Source organism: Flavobacteriales bacterium TMED191, assembly GCA_002171975.2.
Lineage (GTDB): Bacteria > Bacteroidota > Bacteroidia > Flavobacteriales > TMED113.
Window position 1 is genome coordinate 1 of the sequence record NHIO02000028.1, and the last position, 24,225, is coordinate 24,225.

The 24,225-nt window shown below is 29.1% G+C and carries 8 protein-coding genes and 1 pseudogene; 6 read left to right on the top strand and 3 right to left on the bottom strand.

All coding sequences use genetic code 11. The features are described 5' to 3' along the window. Positions 1 to 533 precede the first annotated feature (533 nt). From CBD51_002700 to CBD51_002725, 6 genes are all read left to right on the top strand, one after another. Entirely contained in the window at positions 534 to 3,293 is a 2,760-nt protein-coding gene (locus tag CBD51_002700) for a hypothetical protein (protein RPG59615.1), read from the top strand. Between the two features lie 834 nt (positions 3,294 to 4,127). Further along, positions 4,128 to 5,321, top strand: a complete 1,194-nt coding sequence (locus CBD51_002705; protein ID RPG59616.1) for a hypothetical protein — start codon at positions 4,128 to 4,130, stop codon at positions 5,319 to 5,321. Between the two features lie 76 nt (positions 5,322 to 5,397). Then, positions 5,398 to 17,895 (top strand): hypothetical protein, encoded by a 12,498-nt coding sequence (locus tag CBD51_002710; GenBank protein RPG59617.1) that lies wholly within the window; start codon positions 5,398 to 5,400, stop codon positions 17,893 to 17,895. A 353-nt stretch (positions 17,896 to 18,248) separates the two neighbouring features. Beyond that, positions 18,249 to 18,956 (top strand): hypothetical protein, encoded by a 708-nt coding sequence (locus tag CBD51_002715; protein ID RPG59618.1) that lies wholly within the window; start codon positions 18,249 to 18,251, stop codon positions 18,954 to 18,956. Next, complete coding sequence (locus CBD51_002720; GenBank protein RPG59619.1) at positions 18,953 to 21,880, top strand: ATP-binding cassette domain-containing protein; 2,928 nt, start codon at positions 18,953 to 18,955, stop codon at positions 21,878 to 21,880. Before CBD51_002715 ends, CBD51_002720 begins: the two co-directional genes overlap by 4 nt. An 8-nt stretch (positions 21,881 to 21,888) precedes the next feature. Continuing rightward, a complete protein-coding gene (locus CBD51_002725; GenBank protein ID RPG59620.1) occupies positions 21,889 to 23,316 on the top strand; it encodes an HlyD family efflux transporter periplasmic adaptor subunit in 1,428 nt (475 codons plus the stop codon). Positions 23,317 to 23,319: 3 nt separating this feature from the next. Here CBD51_002725 and CBD51_002730 read toward each other — a convergent pair whose 3' ends face one another. The 3 genes and pseudogenes from CBD51_002730 to CBD51_002740 all read right to left on the bottom strand — a co-directional run bounded on the left by CBD51_002730 (position 23,320) and on the right by CBD51_002740 (position 24,192). Continuing rightward, positions 23,320 to 23,538: a hypothetical protein gene (locus CBD51_002730; protein ID RPG59621.1), complete on the bottom strand. Its 219-nt coding sequence runs from the start codon at positions 23,536 to 23,538 to the stop codon at positions 23,320 to 23,322. 81 nt (positions 23,539 to 23,619) lie between these two features. Next, positions 23,620 to 23,826 (bottom strand): annotated as a pseudogene (locus tag CBD51_002735) (phage major capsid protein). Between the two features lie 129 nt (positions 23,827 to 23,955). Continuing rightward, a complete protein-coding gene (locus CBD51_002740) occupies positions 23,956 to 24,192 on the bottom strand; it encodes a hypothetical protein (GenBank protein ID RPG59622.1) in 237 nt (78 codons plus the stop codon). Positions 24,193 to 24,225: the final 33 nt, after the last annotated feature.

The following is a 24,225-nucleotide window of genomic DNA, read 5'->3' on the forward strand; positions in this document are numbered from 1 at the left end:
ACAAGATTTTTATAAAAAAAATGAAAAATTAGAAAATTGTAAGACAGATATTAAAGTACCTAATATTTTTAATAATTATCTAAAAATGCTTGATGAATTAAAAAAAGGATCTAATCAATTTTCTAATAATCTAGAGGCTTCAAGAACTTTAGAAATTACATGTGCATTATTAAAAAGTAGATGGAAAACTTATGATTCAAGAATTTATTTAGCAAGAAGCTTGGCTTTTGATTTTTTGGGAAACAAAAGTTCAGCTATTAATGCATTAAACATCATCATAGAGAATTCAAGATTAGAAAAAGATAGGAGAAGAGCTTATTTGAAAAGAGGTGAAATTTTTTATAAATTAAATGAGATAAAAAATGCCTGCAGCGACTGGAATAAAGCTAAAGATGCTGGAGAATTAGAAGCTCAATCTAAAGTCAATAAGCATTGTAAAACTTAGGGAATTAGGTAACCATTTCTACATATCTATTATTAATGATTTACTTCTAAGAAAAAAAGCCTTATTTTAATAATAGTTGAGATTATATTTGGCTTCAATTTGGAATAAAACAGAAGAAATTAATAACACAGTCAAAGGTGAAAGTTTTGGCTGGGAAATTTCCTATGCAAATAATTCAAATACTTTAGCTGTCAGTTCTCCCTACAGTAATGATGATATTTCAGGTCTAACTAATTCAGGAAATGTAAAAGTATATGATCTTTCTGATCCAAATAATGCTCAATTAGGGGAGACTATTTCAGGTTTATCTTCTAATCAAAAATTTGGTTATTCGATTGATTTATCAGAGAATGGAAAGGTACTAGCAGTTGGCTCACCTGGAGATGAAACTAGTAACGGGTTTGTAAGTATTTACGAATTTGATAATGATAATTGGCACCCATTAGGTAATCAAATATCTGGTAGTGAAAATAACGATTCATTTGGTTGGTCAATCAATCTTTCTGATGATGGATTACTTGTTGCGGTTGGTGATCCACATTATGATTTGTTGAACGGAGAAAAAGATGCAGGCTCCGTAAATATTTTTAGTTTTAGTGATTCTTCAGGCGAATGGGAAGAAATTATTGACCCGTTTTTTGGAACTATATCTAATGAAAATCTTGGATATACAGTTGATTTAGATAATGATTTAATTGCAATTGGTTCCCCAGAAAAAGATTTAGTTGATAAAAATGGATTCGTTTCTGCTTATTACTTAAACAGTAATGAATGGTTGAAGTTAGGAAATAATATTGTTGGAGAGAAAAATACTGATGAATCTGGCACTTTAATAAGCATAGCTTCACCAGATAATGAATTAGATGGTTCTCTTATCGCAATTGGTGCGATGAGAAATGATGGAAATAATTTAATTAATTCGGGTCACGTAAGAGTTTATGAATATGATCTATTGAATAATAATTGGATACAAAAAGGTAATGATATAGATGGTAGTAAAGTTGGAGATTTAAGTTCTTATTCTTTAGATTTAGCGGGAGATGGAGATTATTTGAGTGTTGGTTCAATTAATCATGATTTTTCAAATAATAGTGATTCAGGTCAAGTCAGAGTTTTTAATTTTGATCAAAATACAAATATATGGAGACAATCAGGTTTTGACTTGGGAGGTACAAAAACAAATGAGAATTTTGGATCATCATTAAGTTTTTCTGACGATGGAGATACTCTTGCCGTAAGTTCCTTAAATGGAGGTTTAAATGAAGCTGGCGATATTCAAATTTATAATTTGGGAGAAACTAATTATTCAGTTAATGAGAAAGAAATAGATAATGATGCGGCTATTTTGAGATATAGTTATAAACTTCTTGANTCAGAAACTGGAGAACAAGTTACTGGGGTTAACCTGTGGACTTTGGATGACTCTGGGGAACAAACAATATTTGATGAGATCAATAGTCAGAAACAATATGATTTATTAATTGAAGCGAAAACAACAGATANCGATACTTTATGGAATTTAGAATCTTTTGATTTAACCATTAATTTAGCTGATGGTGTTTTTTCTGAATTTCAAAACGCAAATATTGAGTTTGGAGATAACATAAATTTTGCAAAATCATACTCTCATCAAGATAAACAAATTTTTGATGGCATGTATGGCGATAAACTCAAAGAGGGATTTAGGGTCTCTGGATCTATTGGAAGTGAAATTTCTTCTACTGAGAGAGTTAATACTAATTATATCGAGCTATTTAGAATTAAAAACTTATCTTTCGATCAAGAAGTAGAAAGAGGTACTGAAAATGGTGAAACTCTAGATTTGAATTTTATATCCAATGACTTTAATACTGTTTTATCGAATTACCAAGATACTGATAATAATGGGGTTTTGGATAATGCATATATAAGCTCTTTAAAAGAATTAGGTTATGACCAATCTAATCTTTCTTTTGAAATAGACAGAACTAATGAGATATATACCTATCAAACTTTTGCCGAGATGGTTGAACATGGAACAACTCTTTGGTCTCAAAGAGTTGTTGGTTCTAATGCAAAGACTTTTCTAATAAGAAATGGCTCAACTGTTAACGGAAGGTCTTGGTGGTCAAATGTAGGAAACTTTGAGACTGAGTTAGATTCAATAGTTGCTGAGAACTTAGATACAACCAATCAACTTACACTTGTTGATTATGGAGATAAGATAAATTTAACAGCAACTGAAGAAAATACAGTTGCAGGCTACAGTGTTACTTCAGTTTCTAATGATGGGAGAGCAAGTTCTTGGGATGACTCCACCTCAGAATCATTTTCAATTGATTTGGAAGTTAGAGTTAACGGGCAGGCAGGTGAATCTATCGCTAATGAAAGTTTTTATTCAATCGATGGAGATGATTTTAAAGATAATCAAGTTGTAGAAAATAACGCTAATCTTCTCTCAAGAAATATAATTACTTACCAAGGTGATATAAATTATGACGGAAGAGTTTCTCTTATGGACTTGGCATATTTAAATGCAGGAAAATTATATGCTGATCAAAATTCTTTTATTGCATCTAACGATGTAGATGCAAATTTTGATGGTGTAATTTCTGTTAGTGATATTGCAATACTAGAGAAGGATTTTATGCAATCAATACATGATGCTGTTGATTACGACGTTTCTTGGGATCAAACAAAATGGGATACTCCAGAAATAAATGAAGGGGAAACCTCGGGACTCTCTGTTGGATCAATTACTGAAATTGAAACCATAATTAATTTCGATAATTCAGCATTTATTCAGCAAGAAATTTTAGAAGAAAGTGGCTTATTAAATAGCGTCAATTATTTAGATAACTCTAACTAAGAAAAAATTAAAGATTAAACGAAATAAAAATATTAAAGTTTCTATTTTCAGTTTTAGTATAAATAGGTACCTTTTAATATNCTTGCAATTTAATTTTTAGTATAAGGCGATACTAAATGATATTATCTAGATAAATAGCCTTTAAATTGTTAAGGATTACAAACAAAAAAAAATACCCCATTAAATATAATTAAAAAAGATCAAAATCCTTTTATTAAAGCGGCTTTATGATAGAAAAGATTTTTTAAAATGCTTACTGCAATCTATATAAATGTTTACCGTAATACAAAATAAATGTTTACCGTAATACAAAACTGGAATTAAATTATACAAATCGAGGATTTAACTTTTTTATNGTGAAATAAGGTGCTATATTAAGTNCATTGATATTTAACAAAAATTATGGCGACCTTTATTAGTGGNGCTAATGCACTAAGTTATAAGTATGAAATATATACTGAAACAGGGCATGGAGATTCTGCAAACGCCATTTCAGGTTTATTNTCTGGAGATTATNGTNCTGNNACGAAATGGGATACTGACGNTGGAACAGGCGCANANTCCACNTATNCAATAAAATATTACGTAAAGGTTGGTGGTACTGACATTAACCTNGAAACTATAGATACCACNCTATCTTTTAATACTACAGATTTAGNAANCTCANAATCATTATTTANNGATTTTAGTGGAGCAACATTTANAGAATCANCTAGTTTTAACTACGGTGTATCNTATTCTTTTACAGGTGATGATTCCATAAGATTCACTGGTGCTGTTGGTGATGAAATTGGNANTACTGCAGAGGTAGATACTAGTGCTGGATGGACTGAAATGTTCACTCTAAGNAATGTTTCTCTTAATANAGATGNAGCAGTCGAAAATCTATTATCAGATATCAGTGCTGTCGATTCTTATACAGCTAAAGCTGGAACTATTGAGCTTTCCTCAAGTACGAATATATATGANACTGTTTTATCAGATAGAGGCANTGATAATGCCGAAATAGCTTCTCTTAATGAGCTTGGATATGCAGCAGGAGCTGCTGAAACAATTTATGATACTGATAANGAAAACAAAGTAACATTACATGAAGCGAAATCTCAATTTGAAGATTTTGGTACAAATATCTATACTCAAAGAAGGATTGGATCTGATGACACTACTTCCTTAGTCAGAAAAGGAAGTACTGTAATTGCAGAAAGTTACTGGACAAACGTTGGTACTTATTCTGAAGAGGCTNAGGATNTTGTTTTAAGTTCTACAGNTTCAACTGAAGTTACAGTTGCTNCAGCTTACAATGCTTCAACATTAGATTCTTCAGTTAGTGGATTATATTCCAGTACTTCGGACGCAATTATAGCATCCTCTACTAATGGAACATTATTAGAAGGTTTCGAGGTTCAGAAATCTTCTATAGNTGGAGATAATCTTGATTCATCTACAGCTGATGGATACAAGCTTAAATTTGATGTAAAAATAGCTGATACTCTTACAGCTGGTACTGTCTTGNNTGATCTAGATTTCTTTAGTCTTACTGGTGCTAACAACGATNCAACTAACGGTACCAACGATGCATCAAAAGTAAGTAAGACCATGGTTACTTTCCAAGGAGATGTTAACTATGACGGTAGAGTTTCATTAAAGGATCTTGCTTTCCTAAATGCAGGTGCTTTAGCCGCAACTGCTNCAGGAGCTAGTGCCGAAGACTACGCTGATGTTAATGCTGATTTTATAGGTGGTATTGATGTCNATGACCTTGCGGTTTTATCTGCTGAATGGGGTGGTACTATTCAAGANACTGTTTCATCANCTGATCTTTTAAGTGGAAATACTTCATGGACAACAATTGATGCTGATCTTTACAACGTCCAAGCTGATNCTGGTGCTGTTTCTGCTATTGCTGATATCAATAGTGCCATAAATTATGAAAATAGTGCCTTTGATTATGAAGATACAGTTGCTTCTCCTGGAGNATCCTTCCCAGAAGTAATGGTTGCTGATATGGTATCTGGTTCAATACTTTAATTTATTTTTATAATTAAAAAATTATNAAAATTAAAAACTATAAATCCCGTTATCTTAATGGGATTTTTTATTACCTATGTATGATGATGATCAAAATATTATAGATATAACTAAGTATCATAATTTTAATTTTGATATAGTATCACCTGATGTTTCAATAAAAAATTCTGAATTAGTTTCTAATTTAAATGTAAATATTTCAGATTCTGAAAAATCTTATACCATTTCAGTTGCTAACGAAGATTTATCTTTCAATAATGATGATCTAAATATTGACCTAGGTAATTTTTCTACAAAAAATAAATATATTAATATTAATCAATCATTAAGTTCTATATCTTGGGATAATCAATCTAATTTTATAGGCTCTTCAGGTAATGATAATTTTTATATTAATAACAATACTGAAAGAAATGAATTAATCAATAATCATTTCTTATCTACTAAAGGTAATGATGTTTATATAGGATCCGATCAAAATGTTGATGCTGTTGATTATTCTAATTTAGAGGATTTAAATGTTGATACTCTTGGTTATAAAATTGACCATACTACTGGGCTGGATATCTTTGATAAACATAATTACGAAAGTCTTAACTTTAATAATTCTCCTGTACTAGATGATCAAATTTTTAATGATTATTTAGTGGTTAATAAAAGTAATATTTTTACCAATATAGTCGAAGCTCAAATTGATATTCTTGAGGATATTGAGATCCTTAGACTTACTACTAATGATGATAATTTACAAATTAATGAACTTAAATCAAATAATATTTATGATTTTATTTCTGGAGACGATAAGGTAATTTTTACTTCTGCTGAATTACCTGATTCACTAACTAAATTAATAAATCTTGATAAATTTGTTTGGAATAATACTTCAAGTGATAATAATCTTTTAAATTCTTATGAATTTGATGTTAACTATTTAAAGGAAGATAATGTAAAATCTATTCTCATTGAGAATTATGATTCAAATAACTTTAATGAAAAACTGCCTGATAATTTTATTGTCCAGGCTTTTGAATCAACAAATAACGAAAAGATTGATATCATAAACCGGCTCGATATAAAATTAGTTGATCCTCTTCCAGATGTTATAAATCAAGGTAATCCTGTCTTTGAACAAAAGTTTTTACAGGACTTAAATGATGAAGACTTGTTTTGGTTAGAATTACACATATATGATTATAGAACTCATGGTAAAGGTTTTATTGGTGCAGATATTGACCTCGAATGGGACGATGCCAATATTGCTATTGATACTACTTTATTTACCAATGAAAATGTTTTTGGAATTGATAAATTACCAATATTTCAAAGTTTAGGTGAACTTTCTATTTCAAATGAAACAGAAATATTTTCTTCGTTAAAAGGTCTTTCTGCCGGCTCTTTACCAGTAGCTTCTCAGGGTATAGTACTCGGGGACACTCATTCTGATAATACTTATAGTACTTTTGCAAGAATTCCTTTAAGAAATATTGATATTAATAATTTACCAAATTTTAATTTAAACCTAAATAGCCTACCTGCTGTAAAAAATATAAAGGCTAACAAGGATGACGTAATCTTTTTGGATAATAATAGTCCTAAAGCTCTTGTTATACAAAGTACTCCTGAACAAAATCATATAGGGACTCATTTCTTAACTGTTTCTTCGACAGATCCAAATTTTATTCAAAGAAACTTAGTTATAAATGTAGAGTCAGTTAATGATTCACCTATACCGTTATCCTTTGAGGGTGAAATTAATAATCCCTTAAAGGTAAATATTAAACAAGAAGATAATTATGTTCAGGATTTATCTTTATTATTTTCTGATGAGGATGATTCAACGCTGATTTACGAAGTTGTTTCAGCACCTCAGTGGTTATCAATTAGTGATGATAAATTTCTTTCTGGTTCTCCTAATAATATTGATGTAGGTTCATACAAAGTAGTTGTTTCCGCCTCTGATGGAGTTAATAATCCTGTTTCACAGGAAATTGAGTTTCAAGTTATTAATATAAATGATTCTCCGGAAATAATTAAGCCAATAAATTTACCTGAGGTTGATCAGGACATGGCATTTAACTATACACTTACGTCAAATTCGTTTTTTGATAAAGATACTTTAGTGGATGAAAAGGAATCATTATCTTATGAACTTGTTGTTAATGATAGTGATAATGAAATAAGTAAAATATTATCAATAGATAAAAATACTGGGAATATCACCGTTAGTACTGACTATTCGTCAGTAGGAATAACAAATTTTACTGTTAGAGCGACTGATATTGATGGTTTAAGTGTTGAGCAATCGTCCACTCTTAAGGTTCTTAATATTAACGATAGTCCATTTATAACTCAAAATATGCCTAGTTTTGACACACCTATTGAACTAGATTTAGGTGATGAAGTGTCTTTAGAAATTGATAAATGGTTTAATGATTATGACGTAGGATTTGATCCTAATGAAAATTTAACTTTTAGAGTTTGGGAAGATGATGGTAGTGGTTCTTTGAAGCCAATAACCTTTGATGAAAATTATTGGTTGAGTTATCATTCAGAAAATGAAAAATTAACTTTAAAACCTATTGGACAAAATATAGGTGATAATTATATTTTTGTATCGGCAACAGATAAAAATGGATTAGCAGCTTCAGGGACAGTACCAATTAAAGTTAAGTACAAAAATAATAATCCAACATTAAATTATAGGGATTTAGATTTATTAAAAAGTAGAATTAAATATAGCGGTGCAGAAGTTATAAAAGCGGAGAACCTTAAAAATCAAAATGGATATCTAGATACTGTAACTTTTGAAATAGATGAACAATCTGATTTCACTATTGAGATACCTTTTGATATTTTTAATGATCCCGATATAGGGATTGATCCAAATGAAAAGTTAGATTATAAACTTGAAATCGATGGGCAAATTCTTGATAGTAACGAGTTATTCGAATTTGATTCCTCTAATTTGATTTTTTATGGCAACAGTACTGATTTAGGATTAGATACTTCTGATGGAATTAAATTTTATAACACAAGATTGATTGCTAATGATAATTATGGCAAACAAGTAAGTGTTGATTTTGTTTTTCAATTACAAAGATCTTTGGTCACCCCGAATATAGTTGTTAATCCAGAAGAAATATTACTTGATGAGGGTAATTTGTTACCTTTAGCAAATTTATTTAATATTCAACATGAACCGGTTACGGGAGAAAAATTTAAAATATTTATTAGTAATAATCAAGATAAATTAGACTTAATTAATTTAAATGGAGAAATTAAAACAAAAGAATTTGAAAATAACAACTCTACGGAATGGATTTATAACGGTACTCTTGATGAAATTAATTTATTTCTAGAAAATCATTCTGTTAAGACTAGGAATCCATATGCTAAAGGAACTTTTGACATAGATATAAAAATTCAGAGTTCACTTGGGGAAACAAATATTAAAGCTGAAAGTGATTTTTTCGAAAAAATTTTTAAAATTAATCCTTTACCCAATCTTGCTAGTTGGTTATTTTTTGATGAAAGAATTGAATTATTAGATTCTTTTTCCTTTACAAATTTAGACTCGCTTTTTAATGCTTCTAGTCCTGATCTAGAAGAGGAGGTTTTTTACTTTGTAAATTTCCCTAATGAAAGAGAAGATCTTTTCTTAACAAATAGCTTATCTCAAAGTATCGGGATATCTACTAGCAATGGGATTTTACTTACATCAGAAGAATGGAAAGATTCATTTATAAGGACAAATCAAAATATTTTTGATGAGTTTCAAATATCTTTAAGTGCAATAAGTAAGGAAACTAATGGTGCAGAATTACAAACCCCTATCTTTTTCCGCAAACTTAAACCAACAGCATTTATAGATAATGAAGCAGTATTTGATTTTCAACTACCAGAAGGGATTCAACAGGCTGGAGAGTTATCCAAAATATCATTATTTTCTAATATTGACTCTTCCGCAAAATCTTTAATTATTTCAATGATCCTTCCTAAAGAAGCCTTTATTGAGAATATTAATAATGCAGAAAGTCCAAAATATGAACAGATTATTGATCTAAATGAAAACTCTAATAAAATACAATTTATATTTGACAATAGTTTAAATAACTTCTCTGATCAGATTGATTTTTATATTAAGACAAAAGATTCTTTTAATGGGGAACTAAAAGGGGATTTAGAAATCATTTCTTCTTCAAGAAGCATTGAAGATATAACTTTTAATAATATTGCTGAAGATATTTCCAGAAAATTTGCTATTTCCAGTGATAAATCTGAATTTAGTTGGAACGTTATACAAAAAGCGAATTTACCAGAATTTGATAATGAATTAAATTTTGATCCTATTTCTGGTAAATTGTCTATAGGTATAAGAAGAGGTAGTAGTTCTAATGGGTTCCGAAATCCAAATGAAACTATATCTCTTTCTGTTTCAAACATACCCAGTGGATATTCATTAGCAGAAAAAATTAATAATGAATATAGGTCTGTTGGAGCAAAAGATAAGTTTGGTACTATCGCTCTATTTAATATTCCCAAGTTTCAAGAGGATAATCCTGAGGAGATAAATCAATTTAGTTTTATTAATAGTAATAATTTATATTTAGTTGCTAATGATAAAAATACTCCTCCTTTAGAAAATAATTTAGCTCTGGGTCTATCTATTTCCTCACTTATTTCAGGTCAGATAGGAGGAGATTCTAGATCTAAATTAAGAAGTTCAACTATTGATTTAACTCAATTTAATGATCATAACAATGTACCTATTTTAACAAAAGACTTGCTAACCATTGACCCTCTTTTAATAGATTTCGATGATGGTAAGTTGGATTTAATATCAATTGATGAAAGTATTGATTTAAAGTTTGAGATGATTCCAAATTCTGAACCTTTGTCTACAGGTTGGATTAGCTCAAATGCAAATCTTGGAGGTAAAAATACAGCATTTATTGCATTAAATGATAAATCAAATGATTTAAATGGAGATGTTCAGATCAATTCTATAACGGAACTATTCTCTGAATATTTTCAATCAGAGAATGGATTAAGAACATATTTAAGTGGGGTATCCGCCTTGAAAAGTCTAGACACTGATTTTAACTTAAAGATTAATTCAAGTGATGAAAAATGGGATGATATATTACTTTGGTTTGATGATGGGGATGCCAAAAGTAATAATGATGAAATTTATAAATTAAGTGAATTTGTTAATAATGTCGACTTAAAGTCATATGAAATTATCGATAATCAGCCTAATTGGAACTCAGGTAATCAGATAATTGGAACTGTTAAAGCTTCAAAAAAAGATTCTACGGATCAATATAATATGTTTGATGTTGGATTAAAAGTTAATCCTAGTCAACAAAGTACCATTCATCTTGAAGTCGAGAATTTTAATACANATAATGATTATATAAATATGCAAGAAAATGGGAGCTCTATAAGATTCTCTCTAAAATCTCCTGAAAGTAATNACTGGATTGAACAAGGTCTTGATGAGTTGACTNTGGTAAGATTATCAGGATTACCTTCTGAAATAAAACCTTCCATAGGTGTAAAAGATTCAAGGGGTGATTGGTTATTTACTTGGTCTGATTTAAATAAAAATGGTGGGGAATTAATTTTATTCCCACCTCCTTTCTGGAGCGGGAGTTCAAACCTTACCTTTTTAGTAAGTCAATTACAATCTGATGGTTCACTAATTAACTCATCAATTATTTCCTATGGTTTAAAAGTAGATAGTCAACCTACAAAACCCTTGTTCAGAGTTCAAAATCAAACTATAAATGAAGATCAAAGTGTTAACTTGATTAATATGGTTTCAATTGCGAGATTGGTTGATAATGATGGTTCTGAAAAATTACACTTAGAGATAAAAGATTCTTTAAATTTTCAGATTTATGAAGTTGATTTGAATAAGAATNAAATAAATCTCAATACTGAAAATGGGTTTTACAAAATTGAATTAGATAAATTAGATAAATATTATATAAATCCATCTGAAAACTTTGCAGGTCAAATTGAGCTTGATTGGAAAGCTATATCTACAGAGATAATTACAGATCAGATCGCAGAAACACAAGCAAAAAATATTTTATACGTGAATCCCATTGCTGATATTCCCCTGCCCATAGAAAGAATAAATAATTCTGAAGCTCTTATTCAAGGATCAAAATTATACTTAAGTAAAATTATTGATGTTTCTGACTATAATAATGGACTTTTTGATTTGGACGGATCTGAAGAAATTAGATATGAATTAGAAATTCCAAAAGGATTGTTTTTAAGAAATTTTAATGATAATAATTGGATTCCTCTAAGTAATAATTTTGTTAGTAATAAAAATGTTTTTAGAGTAAGAAGTGANGACTTACCATATTTAGAAATTTACGATAGTTCTTTTAANAATGAATTAGTTAATATTTCTGTAACAAGAATAAGTAGAGAAATTTCAAACGGGGATGAATCTAACAGTCCTAAAACCAATATAGAATTACCTTTTCATAAAAATGCTTTACCTGCAAATGTAACCTTTAATCAACCAACTATTGAAGAAGATTCAGAGGGAATTCAACTTTTGAATTTATATGAAATACTTCCAAATAGTAAAACTGATAAACTGAGCTATAAATTAAAAAATATCAGTTCTAATTTACATATTTTTGATAGTGCAAATAATCAAATATATACCTCAANTTCTCCTGAAATTAAATTTGAGAGTTTAGATAATTTGATTGTTAAACCAAATTCAAATATTTCAGGCAAGTTTTCCTTTGATTTTTGTGTTGTAAGTGATCCTTTAGGTAATGGTAATTTTGCTGAAACTCCTTTTACCAAATCAATAATAGAAATTCTTCCAATTGCGGATCTTCCAAAAGTTATAATTCAAAATCCAGTAACNGATAAACTTGAAATTAATACTAATGGTTGGGTTAATATNAGNGACCTTGGTCTAGATATTTCTAGTGATGATANTGATTCATCAGAAGAATATAGNATTATTATCAATGCTTTAAATAAAGCTAACGAGGTAACNACTTTCCCAAATCAGATAATATTTAATACTCCGCATAAATTGCTGAATGATGGCAGTGTTGAAGTCAGAAACGAACATTTACCAAATTTATCTATTTATTTAGATGAGATTATTGATGATTTGAAATTAAAACTTACNCCAAAATCAATAGATGGNAATTCTATTACTCTGGGTAACTCTGAAGAAATTACTGTTAAAGCTAACTTAGAAAAAATAATTGTAAAAGTACCTNTGCTTCAAGTCTCAGGTTCTATTCAAGGTTATGAAGATACAGCAATACCAATATTAAATAATATAGGAGGGGTTGTTTCTGCAAAACATAGAGATATAGGAATGGGCCAGACTTTGTTTTTGGAGCTTAGTAATTTACCAGAAAATTCAAAAATTATAAAACTCTTAAATGATTCNGGGGGGCAAAAAACTTTTTCTTCACCGATTAATTTTAATACNGATGGANTGTTGAATNCTTCATTAAGACTTCCTTATCATAAATGGGATGATTTATATGTTTCATTTCCAAATAACAAAAATGGAGAATTCCAATTTAGTATTAAAGCGATAAGTATNGGAGATGANACTTTNGAAGAAAAGTCTACTCAAAACCTTATAGTTCGTACAATCTTAACTCCCGTAAATGATGCACCTTTAATTATTAATTTTAATGATTTGGATAAAGCTGATGAAGGAGGGNAGTTTNATTGGAATTTAAGAAATAGGTTCATAGATATTGATAATGAAAATAATGAATTGTTTATCTCTTTAAAATTTAAAGATCAAGACGGGGAATTTGGTAATCTNCCTTCNTGGCTGACTTTNAGTAATGATGGGATATTAACTTCAAATGCTACTAATGATCAAGTCGGTATTTATACTTTAAAGATTAAAGCNAATGATCCTTTAGGAGGACAAATAGAGCAAGAAGTTAAATTGGAAATTGGTAATGTAAATCAAAAGCCTTTCTTTCTTAATATGCCTAGTGGATGGACTGATATTTCAGATGAAAATAATAAAGAGTATGAAAAATCTATTAATCTTAATAACTCTAATTTATTGAGTTTGGNAAATATGTTTGATGATATTGATATAAAACATGGAGATTCTCTCTCTTTTCAAGTAAGTAAAGATGGCACTAATTGGGAGAATGAATTGGCGAATTTATGCAAAATTAATAATTCTTTATTAGTTATAAAACCACAAACGAAACAAATTATAGGTAATCAAAAAATATTCCTTAGAGCTATTGATCAATTTGGTTCTAATTCAACTATCAAATTATCTGTCAATGTATTAAATATTAACGAAACTCCGAGTGTTAGCAGAGAAGAGGCAATTAAGATTACCAACTCTCTATGGGAGGAGGAAATAGATATACTTCCCGGAAAAACTGAACTTAATTTAGATTTACGTAATTTATTTGTTGATCCAGATCTTACGGATATTATTGATGAAATTTCACCTGTTTTACCAAATTGGTTAACACTAGAGAAAGAAAGTGGTATTACCGGTGGAGTTCTAAAAGGTAAACCTTCCATCAATGACATAGGGGAATTAAGTTTAGATTTTAATGCATTTGACCAATCAGGTAAAATAATTACCTATCGATTAAAAATAAATGTTCAAAATATTAATGACCCACCTGTCTTAGTTCAAAATCCAGATTTGTCATCTTTGGGGGAAATTGTTGATAATATTCCTAAGCTCCTTCAAAATTCATATGCCACTTTAAATCCTAATTTGCTTTTTGATGATGAGGATTTCCCTTTTGGAGATTCTCTTAGTTATGAATTAACTGATATTTTTAAAATTGAAAATAATAATGAGGTAATTTTAGAAAATCCTGATTGGATCAATCTTTCTTATAAAACAACCACTAAAGCAGATGCTAAAGATAAATTTTTAATTGAACCAGTATTTTTTATAGAAGATAATGATGGAAAATTTACTCAGAAAGTTGAAATAAATGATTTGTCAAATCTGAATGAGAATACAAAATTAAAAATAGTGGTCGAAGCTTCCGATAACAGGATAGATGATATTAAAGGTTTAGTCGGCTTAGATTTAGATGTATCAATCAGTAATTCTTTAGAAATAATTTCTCAATCTATAAAANTGTCTGAAGAATTACCCCTTTTTAANAAAATAGTTNCACAAAGAAAAGGTTTTAGAGTTGAGGCAGGGTCTGCTCCTGATTTAGGAATAGGAGGAAGTATTGGAGATGANAATAATGAAGAACTNTTATCTTTTGAGGCGATTCTAAAATCACCTGAGNTGAAAGTTATGGTATCACTTACTCCAGGTATAGGAGATTTTAGAGATGGATTAACCACAAGAAATGCAATTANATTGAATGAAGAAAATAGTGTAATTCATTCAATAACAAANCAAGAGGGTGCCGANATCGAGATATTAGCNCCAGATAATCAAAATGTAGGTTTACATAAAATTAATGTTAANGCAACTGATCAATCAGGAGANAGTGTAATTGGCAGCTTNCTTTTAAATATCGAAAATCTGAATGANGCGCCTANACTAAATNCCTCTGGTGTGAAGTNAATTCAAAATTTATTAGATAANAAATTTATTGAGAGAGATTCTGTAATTTCTAATATTATAAAATTATTTGATGACGAGGATATTATTCATAATGATAGTTTAGATTTAAGTCTATTTTTTGAAAATAATAATTATTTTGATGAGTTTGGAAATACNCCTGATTCAATTTCATTACAATCAGATTCANANGGCAATATTAAATTAAAATTTGACCCGCCCNCAGGNTTGTTTAAAAATATTAATCCTAGATTTGCAATAACAGCAANGGATNAATATGGATTAGAAATTACTTCTCCCTTTTTTCAAACTGAATTTATTCCAAAACCAGAAATAACANTATTAACTTCTAGTAATAATAAAACCCCACTGAANNTAAATAATTTGGGGACGGCTTTCAATAAAAATATTNTTATTGATTTAGGAAAAGCGTTAAATATAAATTCTCCAGAACTAAATGATCCTAAAGGTGATGAAGTCTTTATTAATCTAAAAGTTAAATCTTCTAATAGTAAAATTACAACTAGCAATCTTGAAACAAATAGTTTAATTACTACTACAAAGGAGAATGAAGAAACGATTAAGCATATTATTAATCTTAGTAAGATTAAAGATAAAAATATCCATAGTAACCTAGAAGGATTTAAGTTATCAATTGATCCAAATACTTTCTCTAAAATACCATCCTCTTTATCTAATGAATATAAATATGGAGTCCCAATAGAAATCTGGACTTCAACAAAAGTGGCAGATGATGCTAATAATTTATTTGGGACTGAAGATTCAACTGTTTCAAAGTTTTGGATTCCAATTATAAACTCAAGACCGGTTTTTCTTCCTGCAAAGCCCTTAAACCTTGATGATACTTTTATNAATAATAACGAATTTTTTAATAATGTTTTATTTGAACTTTCTGAGAATGTCTTAGATTTAGATCCTAGTGATGAGATAACTTGGGAAGTTAAAATTCCCGATGAATTAAGAGAGCTTATAAAGTTTGATGATCAAAGTAGAAATATAACTTTCACGAATGAAGTTAGTGACTTTAGCCAGTTTCCTCTTGGAAATCATAGGATTAAAGTGACGGCAAAAGATAGTTCATTTTATCAAGGCGATTTATCTGCAAAAGTTAAAGGCATNCTTAGAATTAATATTGTTGATAATTCTAATACTAATGAGATTGTAAACGGTTTAACTTTGATAGATAGGCTAGGTTCTGATGATATTAAAGCTATTTTTAATAGATATGAATCCAACCAAAATCTTTTAAATGAAGAATCTGATTTGATTAATATATTTCAAAAACTAAATAAGAATGAGACAAATAGGGATAATCTTATCGATAAAATTGCAAGTGGATCTGCTGCGATATTAAATAATTCTCAGAAGAATATGCCTATAGTCTTATTAGATTCTATAGCTGAAGATGAATTACTTTTATTAAATGCTAAACAAGAAGAAGTAGATGAAGAAATCATTTCCGCTTCAAGAAATCTCTTGAAATCAGCAAATTATGTTGACTCGCCCATAGGTAAATTAGAGTTTTCAATAGATACAAATGGAAAGGCAGGTGCATATGTTGATATAAATCTTGAGGATGGGGGGTTAAATATTAACGAATTAATTAAAACTACTGCTAATAATGAATCTCATCTTTTTCAATCACAAGTTATCAATTATAGTTCCGAAACTGATGGAGATTTTGAAAATTGGTTAAAGGATTTAAATTATAACTTTTACAATTATTCAGAGGAAAATGATTTATTAATTGGTTCATTAAAAAGATCTGATAATTTAGAAAACTTAAATATTTCAGATCAATTAATAGAATCTATAGATGGTTCAGCTTATCTAATCGATAAAGATGGAGATCAGACAATTGATGTAATATCTATGTTCCTTCTCGATCAAGGTTTTTTTGATACAGATATTGAAATAAATGTCATTGGAGACCCTCTAATACCCATTGAAACAAGTGCCATTGAAGATCCTCTAATACCCATTGAAACAAGTGCCATTGAAGATCCTCTAATACCAATTGAAACAAGTCCGGCTGACGAAATTATTTCTCAAAACTCTACTACAAATGTTCAAAATAATTCTTTAAATTCCCAAGATTCACAAATTCCTATCGTAACTAATGCCCCCTTTAATAATTCTTTTCCTGCTAGTTCAATTAATTTGAGAAATCAAAGTGACTTATCTGAGACAGATACTAATGTTAATACTAAATCTTTCTTTGATATAGATAATTCTATTGGTGAAAGAAAAATTCAAGAATTAAAAATTAAAGATGTGACGAATAACAAATTAAATGATTTGCAAAATAATCAATTAGGCCTCTTAGAAAATTTTAAAAGAAGTCTTAATGATGTAAAAGAGAATCTTAATAATCTTTTTGAATATTTTAATAATAATCAATTTTTATCAATACTTGGAGCATTGTTTTTACCTATTGCTGGAGAGAGAGTCTTAACACCAATTGCTAAAAATATGGAGATTGACTATAAGTTAAATTTACGGAGAAGGAATCCTAAATTTACAGGAAAGTGGATCTTCGAAACATCAAAAGGTGCTAGCTATGTAATTGTTAGAGAAGCAAAAAATCTAAAACTTAATTTTAACAAAGAAAAATTATCTAATTATAAATTTATAAAAGGTTTTGATTTGAATGGTAATTCTCTCCTTTATAAGGCATTACTTTTATCTTCTAAGCCAGGAGTCTTTATTAATCAAATTGAAAAAATTCAGAAGGATTTCTCAAATATTGAATCTTTTGATGTGAATTGGGACATGTGGTTAAATAATAATCTTTTTCAATATATAGATCAAGAAGATAAATATGCTAAAAATATATGTAAAAATCTACTAGCTTTGGCGAATGATCCAGGCAGTAACGAGATTTGTGATTCAGATATTATAATGTTTGCTCATATTGTTGATTGTTGTGATAATTTACTGATTCATAAAAAGAATTTTTCATGATTTGTTTTTGATAATTTCACAAAAATTAAACAAAATTACTTTTTAAAAGAAAGAGAATTCTTTTAATAAGATTTTTAATTTACTTTAGAAAAGGTTTTATTATAATTACATATAAAGAATTAGTTTAATTACAATATCAATAAAATGATTTTTAAATTCACAAGAAATTAAATAATTTCCCAAATTGCTATGTTTCTAAAATAACCAAAGGTATCTTTTAATACAATCATAATTGTTTAAAAAGGGGAATTTGTTAAAACTTGAATATATAGCATTTGCAATAATCTTATTTATGAAATTTTTAAAGAAACTTAAATAATTTAATGATGGATAATCAAAGCTCAAATTCAATCATGAGACTTTTGGCAATGGGTAATTTACTTCAACCCTATGCAACATTTCAGGCGGAATTAAGGTTTATAAATGAATTTAAATTAAATTTAAAGTCAGAAATATCTGATAAAGAAGCAATAGAGGCTCTCATGAAGGAATTAGACATAAAAGACAAGGAGGCTCTAATCAATTGGCAAAAAACAGTTTTATTATCTAAAGATATAAAATCACTTTCTGAATATGCCCAATTTAAATTTAAAAGAAGAAATATAATCGAACAATTAATATCAAGTAATGCTGAGGCACTGTTCTTAAGATTCAAGGATCGTTTAGATAGGGTTTTATATAGTTTTTTAAGGGTTACTGATCAAAATCTAGCCTATCATCTTTACTATTCCATTGAATCCGGGGAAATTACTTTTGGTGATGCATCTGAAAAATATAGTGAAGGACCTGAATCTAAAACTCAAGGTATATTAGGTCCTTGTGATCTTACCGTTCCTCATCCTGATATTTCTTCAAGATTAAGAACGGCCACTCCCAAACAACTTTTTAAACCCTTTGCAATTGATCAGTGGTTTGTTATCTTAAGACTAGAATATAGATTTGATAGTGAATTAAATCAATCAACAAAACAAGTATTAGGTAAAATGCTCTTAACCTCAAAAATTAGGCAGCTTTCTCAAGATATTAATAATGAAATGATAAATAATTTTCTAATTGAATGAAATTTAATCAAGATCAATATGATATTTTTCTCTCGATTTTTGGGGATAATATAACCTTAAATAAAGCAGAAATTGGATCTCTTATCTATTCCTCTGAGTCATCAAAGAATAATCTGATACTTTTAACAAAGGGATCAATTAGATTAATTGACAATGAAAAAGTATTTAAATCTCAAACCCTGGGTGTTTTTGATGCCCCTTTTCTCATTGGATTCACAAACATAGTTAATTTAAATATTAAAGGAGAGGTAAGAGCAAACTCCGAATGTAATTACTATATCCTAGATATTGAAGGTTTATCAGATGAAAAACTTTTGCAAATTTTTAATTTATATAAAAATAAGATTTGCTATTTTGAATTAATTAATTTATATAAAATAATTATAAATCAGACCGATTTAAAGGAAACTTTTATAAATAATAAATATTCATTTAACGATTTAAATCAGTTATTTCAAATTTGCACAGATATTTCTAAGATTAAAAAAAATGATAAGATTATTTACTTAGATAAAACCTTACGTGGGTTTAAGTATGGACAATTTATTAATGGAGAAATATATAAGAAATTTTTCTCTGACAATCATAGAAGAGTATCAATAGTTAAATTCGATGAACGAAATTTGTTGGGAGATACTATCTCGGAAGAAACATCTGTTGATGAAAAAATAAATAAAAGAATTGATTCAAAAGAAAATCAAAAAATTCTTAACCCTAATTCCGTTGAAGAAGAATCTAAAGATGTTAATAAATATTCAAAAAGTAATGAAAATAAGAACTTAGAATTTGAATTAATAAAAGCCAATAATAGAGAGGAAAGTTATTTCGCAATAATATCTATGCTTGTTAAATACTTTGATATGCCTACTCGTTCAGAAACAATTCGTAGAGCCTCAAAAATCATCGAAGAACAGCAAAAATCTTGGATAAATAATACTGTGAATTTACTTGATAGATTTGGACTTAGTGTAAAAATAGTACGAGTAAATAAAAAAAATCCTCTTTTGCTATCTACTCCTTCAATTTGGATCAATGAAGAGGGCATCTGCAATTTAATATTAAAAAGCAACTCTAAATTCGTTACCTTATATTGCCCTCTTAAAGGTATGAGTTTTTTAAATGCTAAACAATTAAATATTCTTTTTGAAAAAGAAAATAATATTATTACATTAGAAGTCGGCCTAAATACGCCGAAAAACCGTTTTAATCTTGCCTGGCTTATCCCATATGTTCAAAAATTTAGAACACAACTTGTTGAAGTTTTCGCGGCAAGTTTTCTTAATCAATTATTCCAATTGGCTACCCCACTCCTATTTCAACAAATAATAGATAGGGTTTTAAGTAAAGGGGCTACAGAAGCTTTAACACCTTTAGTGGTATTAATGATTATTTTTAGTTTACTCGAAATTATGTTTAGTAGTTTGAGGACATTTCAATTTGTAGAGATATCTAATCGTATTGATATAGGCATTGGTTCTGCTATCTTATCCAGAATGTTGAGACTTAATGCTCGTTTTTTTGATTCTAGACCAGTAGGTGAATTATCCAGCAGACTGAACGAGTTGGAAAATATAAGAAGATTTTTAACAGGAACAGCTCTTACAGTAGTTTTAGATGCAATATTTTCTATTCTTTATTTCACTGTAATGATTTTCTATAGCCCTTTACTGACATCTATAGTATTTATTTCTGTCCCATTATTATTCGTTGTTACTGTTGGAGTTACTCCGATAACTCAAAAATTAATTAGATTAAGGGCCGAGGCTCAAGCTAAAACCAATGCATTCCTAGTAGAAATGTTAGGAGGTATTCATACAATAAAATTGCAAAATGCTGAATACAATGCAAGAAGGCAATGGGAGGATAAGCATTTAAAGTCTATTAATCAAGGTTTTAAAGCCATACTTGCAAATACTACTAGTACAAATGCTGGTCAACTAATAAATAAATTAAATAATATTGCTGTGATAGGAATTGGTTCTTGGCTAGTAATTAATAATCAGTTGACATTAGGCCAACTCATAGCTTTTAGAATTATTAGTGGTTATGTTACTCAACCAATGCTTAGGCTGTCTGGATCATGGCAACAATTTCAAGAAATGTCTCTTTCTCTCACTAGAGTGGGAGATATCGTAAATCAACCACTTGAAGTCTTAGAAAATGAAGATAAAAATATAGAAATGCCAGAAATAAAAGGTTCTATAAAGGCAGTTAATGTAGGATTTGCTTACAGTTCAACGGCTAATCCAGTATTGCACTCAGTAGATATTGAGATTAAAAGAGGTGCTTTTGTGGGTCTTGTTGGACAAAGTGGTTGCGGTAAAAGCTCATTATTGAAAATGATTCCTAGATTATATAGGCCAACCTCAGGAAAACTCTTGATTGATGATTTTGATATTACAAAGGTAGATCTATATAGCTTGAGAAGACAAATTGGCTTTGTTCCTCAAGATTGTATGCTCTTTGAGGGTACAGTCTTTAGTAATATCGCATTAGGAGATCCTGAAATTTCTGCAGAGAAAGTTGTTGAAGCATCAAAAGCTGCATGCGCACATGAATTTATAATGACATTACCATTTGGTTACGGTACCCCTATTGGAGAAAAAGGCTCAGGATTATCGGGAGGACAGCGTCAACGAGTTGCTCTCGCCAGGATGTTGCTAGAAAAGCCTAATTTAGTTGTTCTTGATGAAGCAACCTCGGCTCTTGATGTAGACACTGAAAAACAAGTTGTTAATAATATGAGAGAAGAATTTAAAGATAAAACTATGCTTATGATAACTCATAGGTTATCCACGATTGTTGATGCTGATAATATAATCGTAATGCATAATGGAAGGGTTGATTCGTCAGGAGGTCATGTAGAACTTATGAAGCAAAAAGGAAGATACTATGCACTTTATAATTCACAATTTAATGAGTAAAAACTTTAATGAGTAATTATAAAAAATTAAAAAAATTATTAAAACAAAAATTAAAAGGGGTACAGAAAGAATTTTCAACTTTAATAAGAACTAAAAAAAAGAATATAATTATAAGATCAAAGAAAAAAACTTTTTTAAATAAATTTTATTTCAACAAATCAATAATTTCTAAGCTAAAGAAACAGACTTATTCATTTATAGATTTTTATGATAAAAGAAATAAGCTTATTTTCAGGATTAAAAGACTTTATAAATCACTAATTTCTTCTACAGAATTTAAATTTATTAATAATAAAATAGAATTTTCCCTTAAAAAAATAAGATTAATTTTAATAGAGAGAATATCAGGTGTTTTTAGTAATATTTCAAATGAAGAAAATATTGCTGCAGATTTAACACTTCTCCCACCCCCTCCAATTTGGTCCAGAGTTTTTATTTGGACATTGAGTTCAGGTTCTATATCAATAATAATCTGGTCTGTGTTTACTACCATTGAAGAGACTATAATTCTTACGGGAGAATTAACTACAATTACGCCAGAAGTAAAAATAAGTGCTATGGATCCGGGGAGAATCACAGAGGTTCTTGTTAAAACTAACCAATATGTCGAAAAATTTACACCTTTACTAATCTATGAAGATGATGAAACTAAAGCAAGATTGAATGGGGCTAGAAAAAGACTTGAGTATGGACAAAATCAAAGAATTAATCTTTTTGATTCATATGATCTCAAATTAAGCCAATTAAATGAAGAAATTAAATTTAAACAAAACCTTGTCGAAAAGTATAAAACTCTTGAAATTGAAGGTGCTGTTTCAGAAATACAATACTTACAAAATCAAATTGAATTAAACGAATTAGAAAAAAATTATAAAGCTAATTTGTTAGAAAAAGATAATATTCTTTATCAAAATGCCGAACAATTAGAGCAAATTTCAACTTTAATATTAGAGTTAGAAGCAAAAACGAATAGATTTAAGATAGAGTCTCCTGTGAGTGGATATATACAAAATATAAAATATCAAAGTCCTGGTGAAAGAATAATGGCAAATGATGTTGTTATTACTGTTGTTCCTGACAATGAAATCATTGTAAAAGCATCAATTCCTTCCAAAGTTAGTGCCCCAATTCAAGCTGGTATGGAGGCTGTAGTCGAAGTAGATGCATTCCCTTCAGATGACTTTGGTGGAATAATCGCGGAAGTATTTACTATCTCTCCAACAGTTTCAACAGATACATCTTCCGGAGTAAATAGAAGAACTTACATTGCAGAAATTAAGTTGATTTCACCAGAAATTCAGGGAAAAATTAGTTTTGATGAACTTAGATCTGGGATGGCAATAACAACTAAAATTAAATTAAGGGATAAGCCAATTATTGCCTCTATATTTAATATTATTAGTGATATTTTTGATCCTTTGGCTCAACAAAGATAATTTTTATTCTATCGGAGTAACATTTTCAAGTTCATTTTTAAGTTGAGAAGAAATAGTTTGTCTGGCAACGGAAATTAATTTCAAGTTATCTTCTTGCATTTTTATTTGTGTTTCAGCTACTTGGGCGGCCTTAATTAGATCTTTAGCTTTGTCAGGTAATGAATTAATATCGTATTTTTTTTCGTTAAAAGTTAAAATTGGATTTTTATCTGAATTAGTCAATTTTGATTTTTTATTTAATTACTAAATACTATAAATGTAAATTGTTGATTTAAATAATTTTTATTATTTTTTCAAAACATTTTAATAATTTACGAAACCATTCAATATCTTTAAAAACTTGGCTTGTCTTACTCCAATATCAAAAGAAGCTAAAGCTCTTATCCCAACTTTGCCAGATGCAAAATCAGAATATGGATCAATTAGAACTTCGATATTTGCAAACATTTCAATCATTAATTGACTGAAGTCTCCATAGATAATTGCACTAAGATTTGACCCGCTGCCCAATGAGCAAAATCTCGCTCACATCTCGCTCACATCCAATCTAGTGCCATGCTGCCACCCCCGCATAAAGATCAATGGGTTGAATGGTTAAGAGGAATAATTAAATCGACGGAATATTACTTTAAATACACTCTATATATTATTAGTATTTAAATCAAAGTACTTTTTCCTGTCGGCTCTAAATTTACCTGCCCAAGGCCAATAATTAGCTGCAAGATCTCTCGATCTTGAATTTATTTCATCAAAAAGATTCTCACACTTATATTTTTTTAAAAATAATAAGAATTCAGTACCATTTTTACAATTTTTTACTTCCTCCTGTATTGATAAATTATCTTCAACATATTTAGTAAATCTAATTAAATCCATTTTTTGATTTTAAATATGATTTAGGCAGATAAA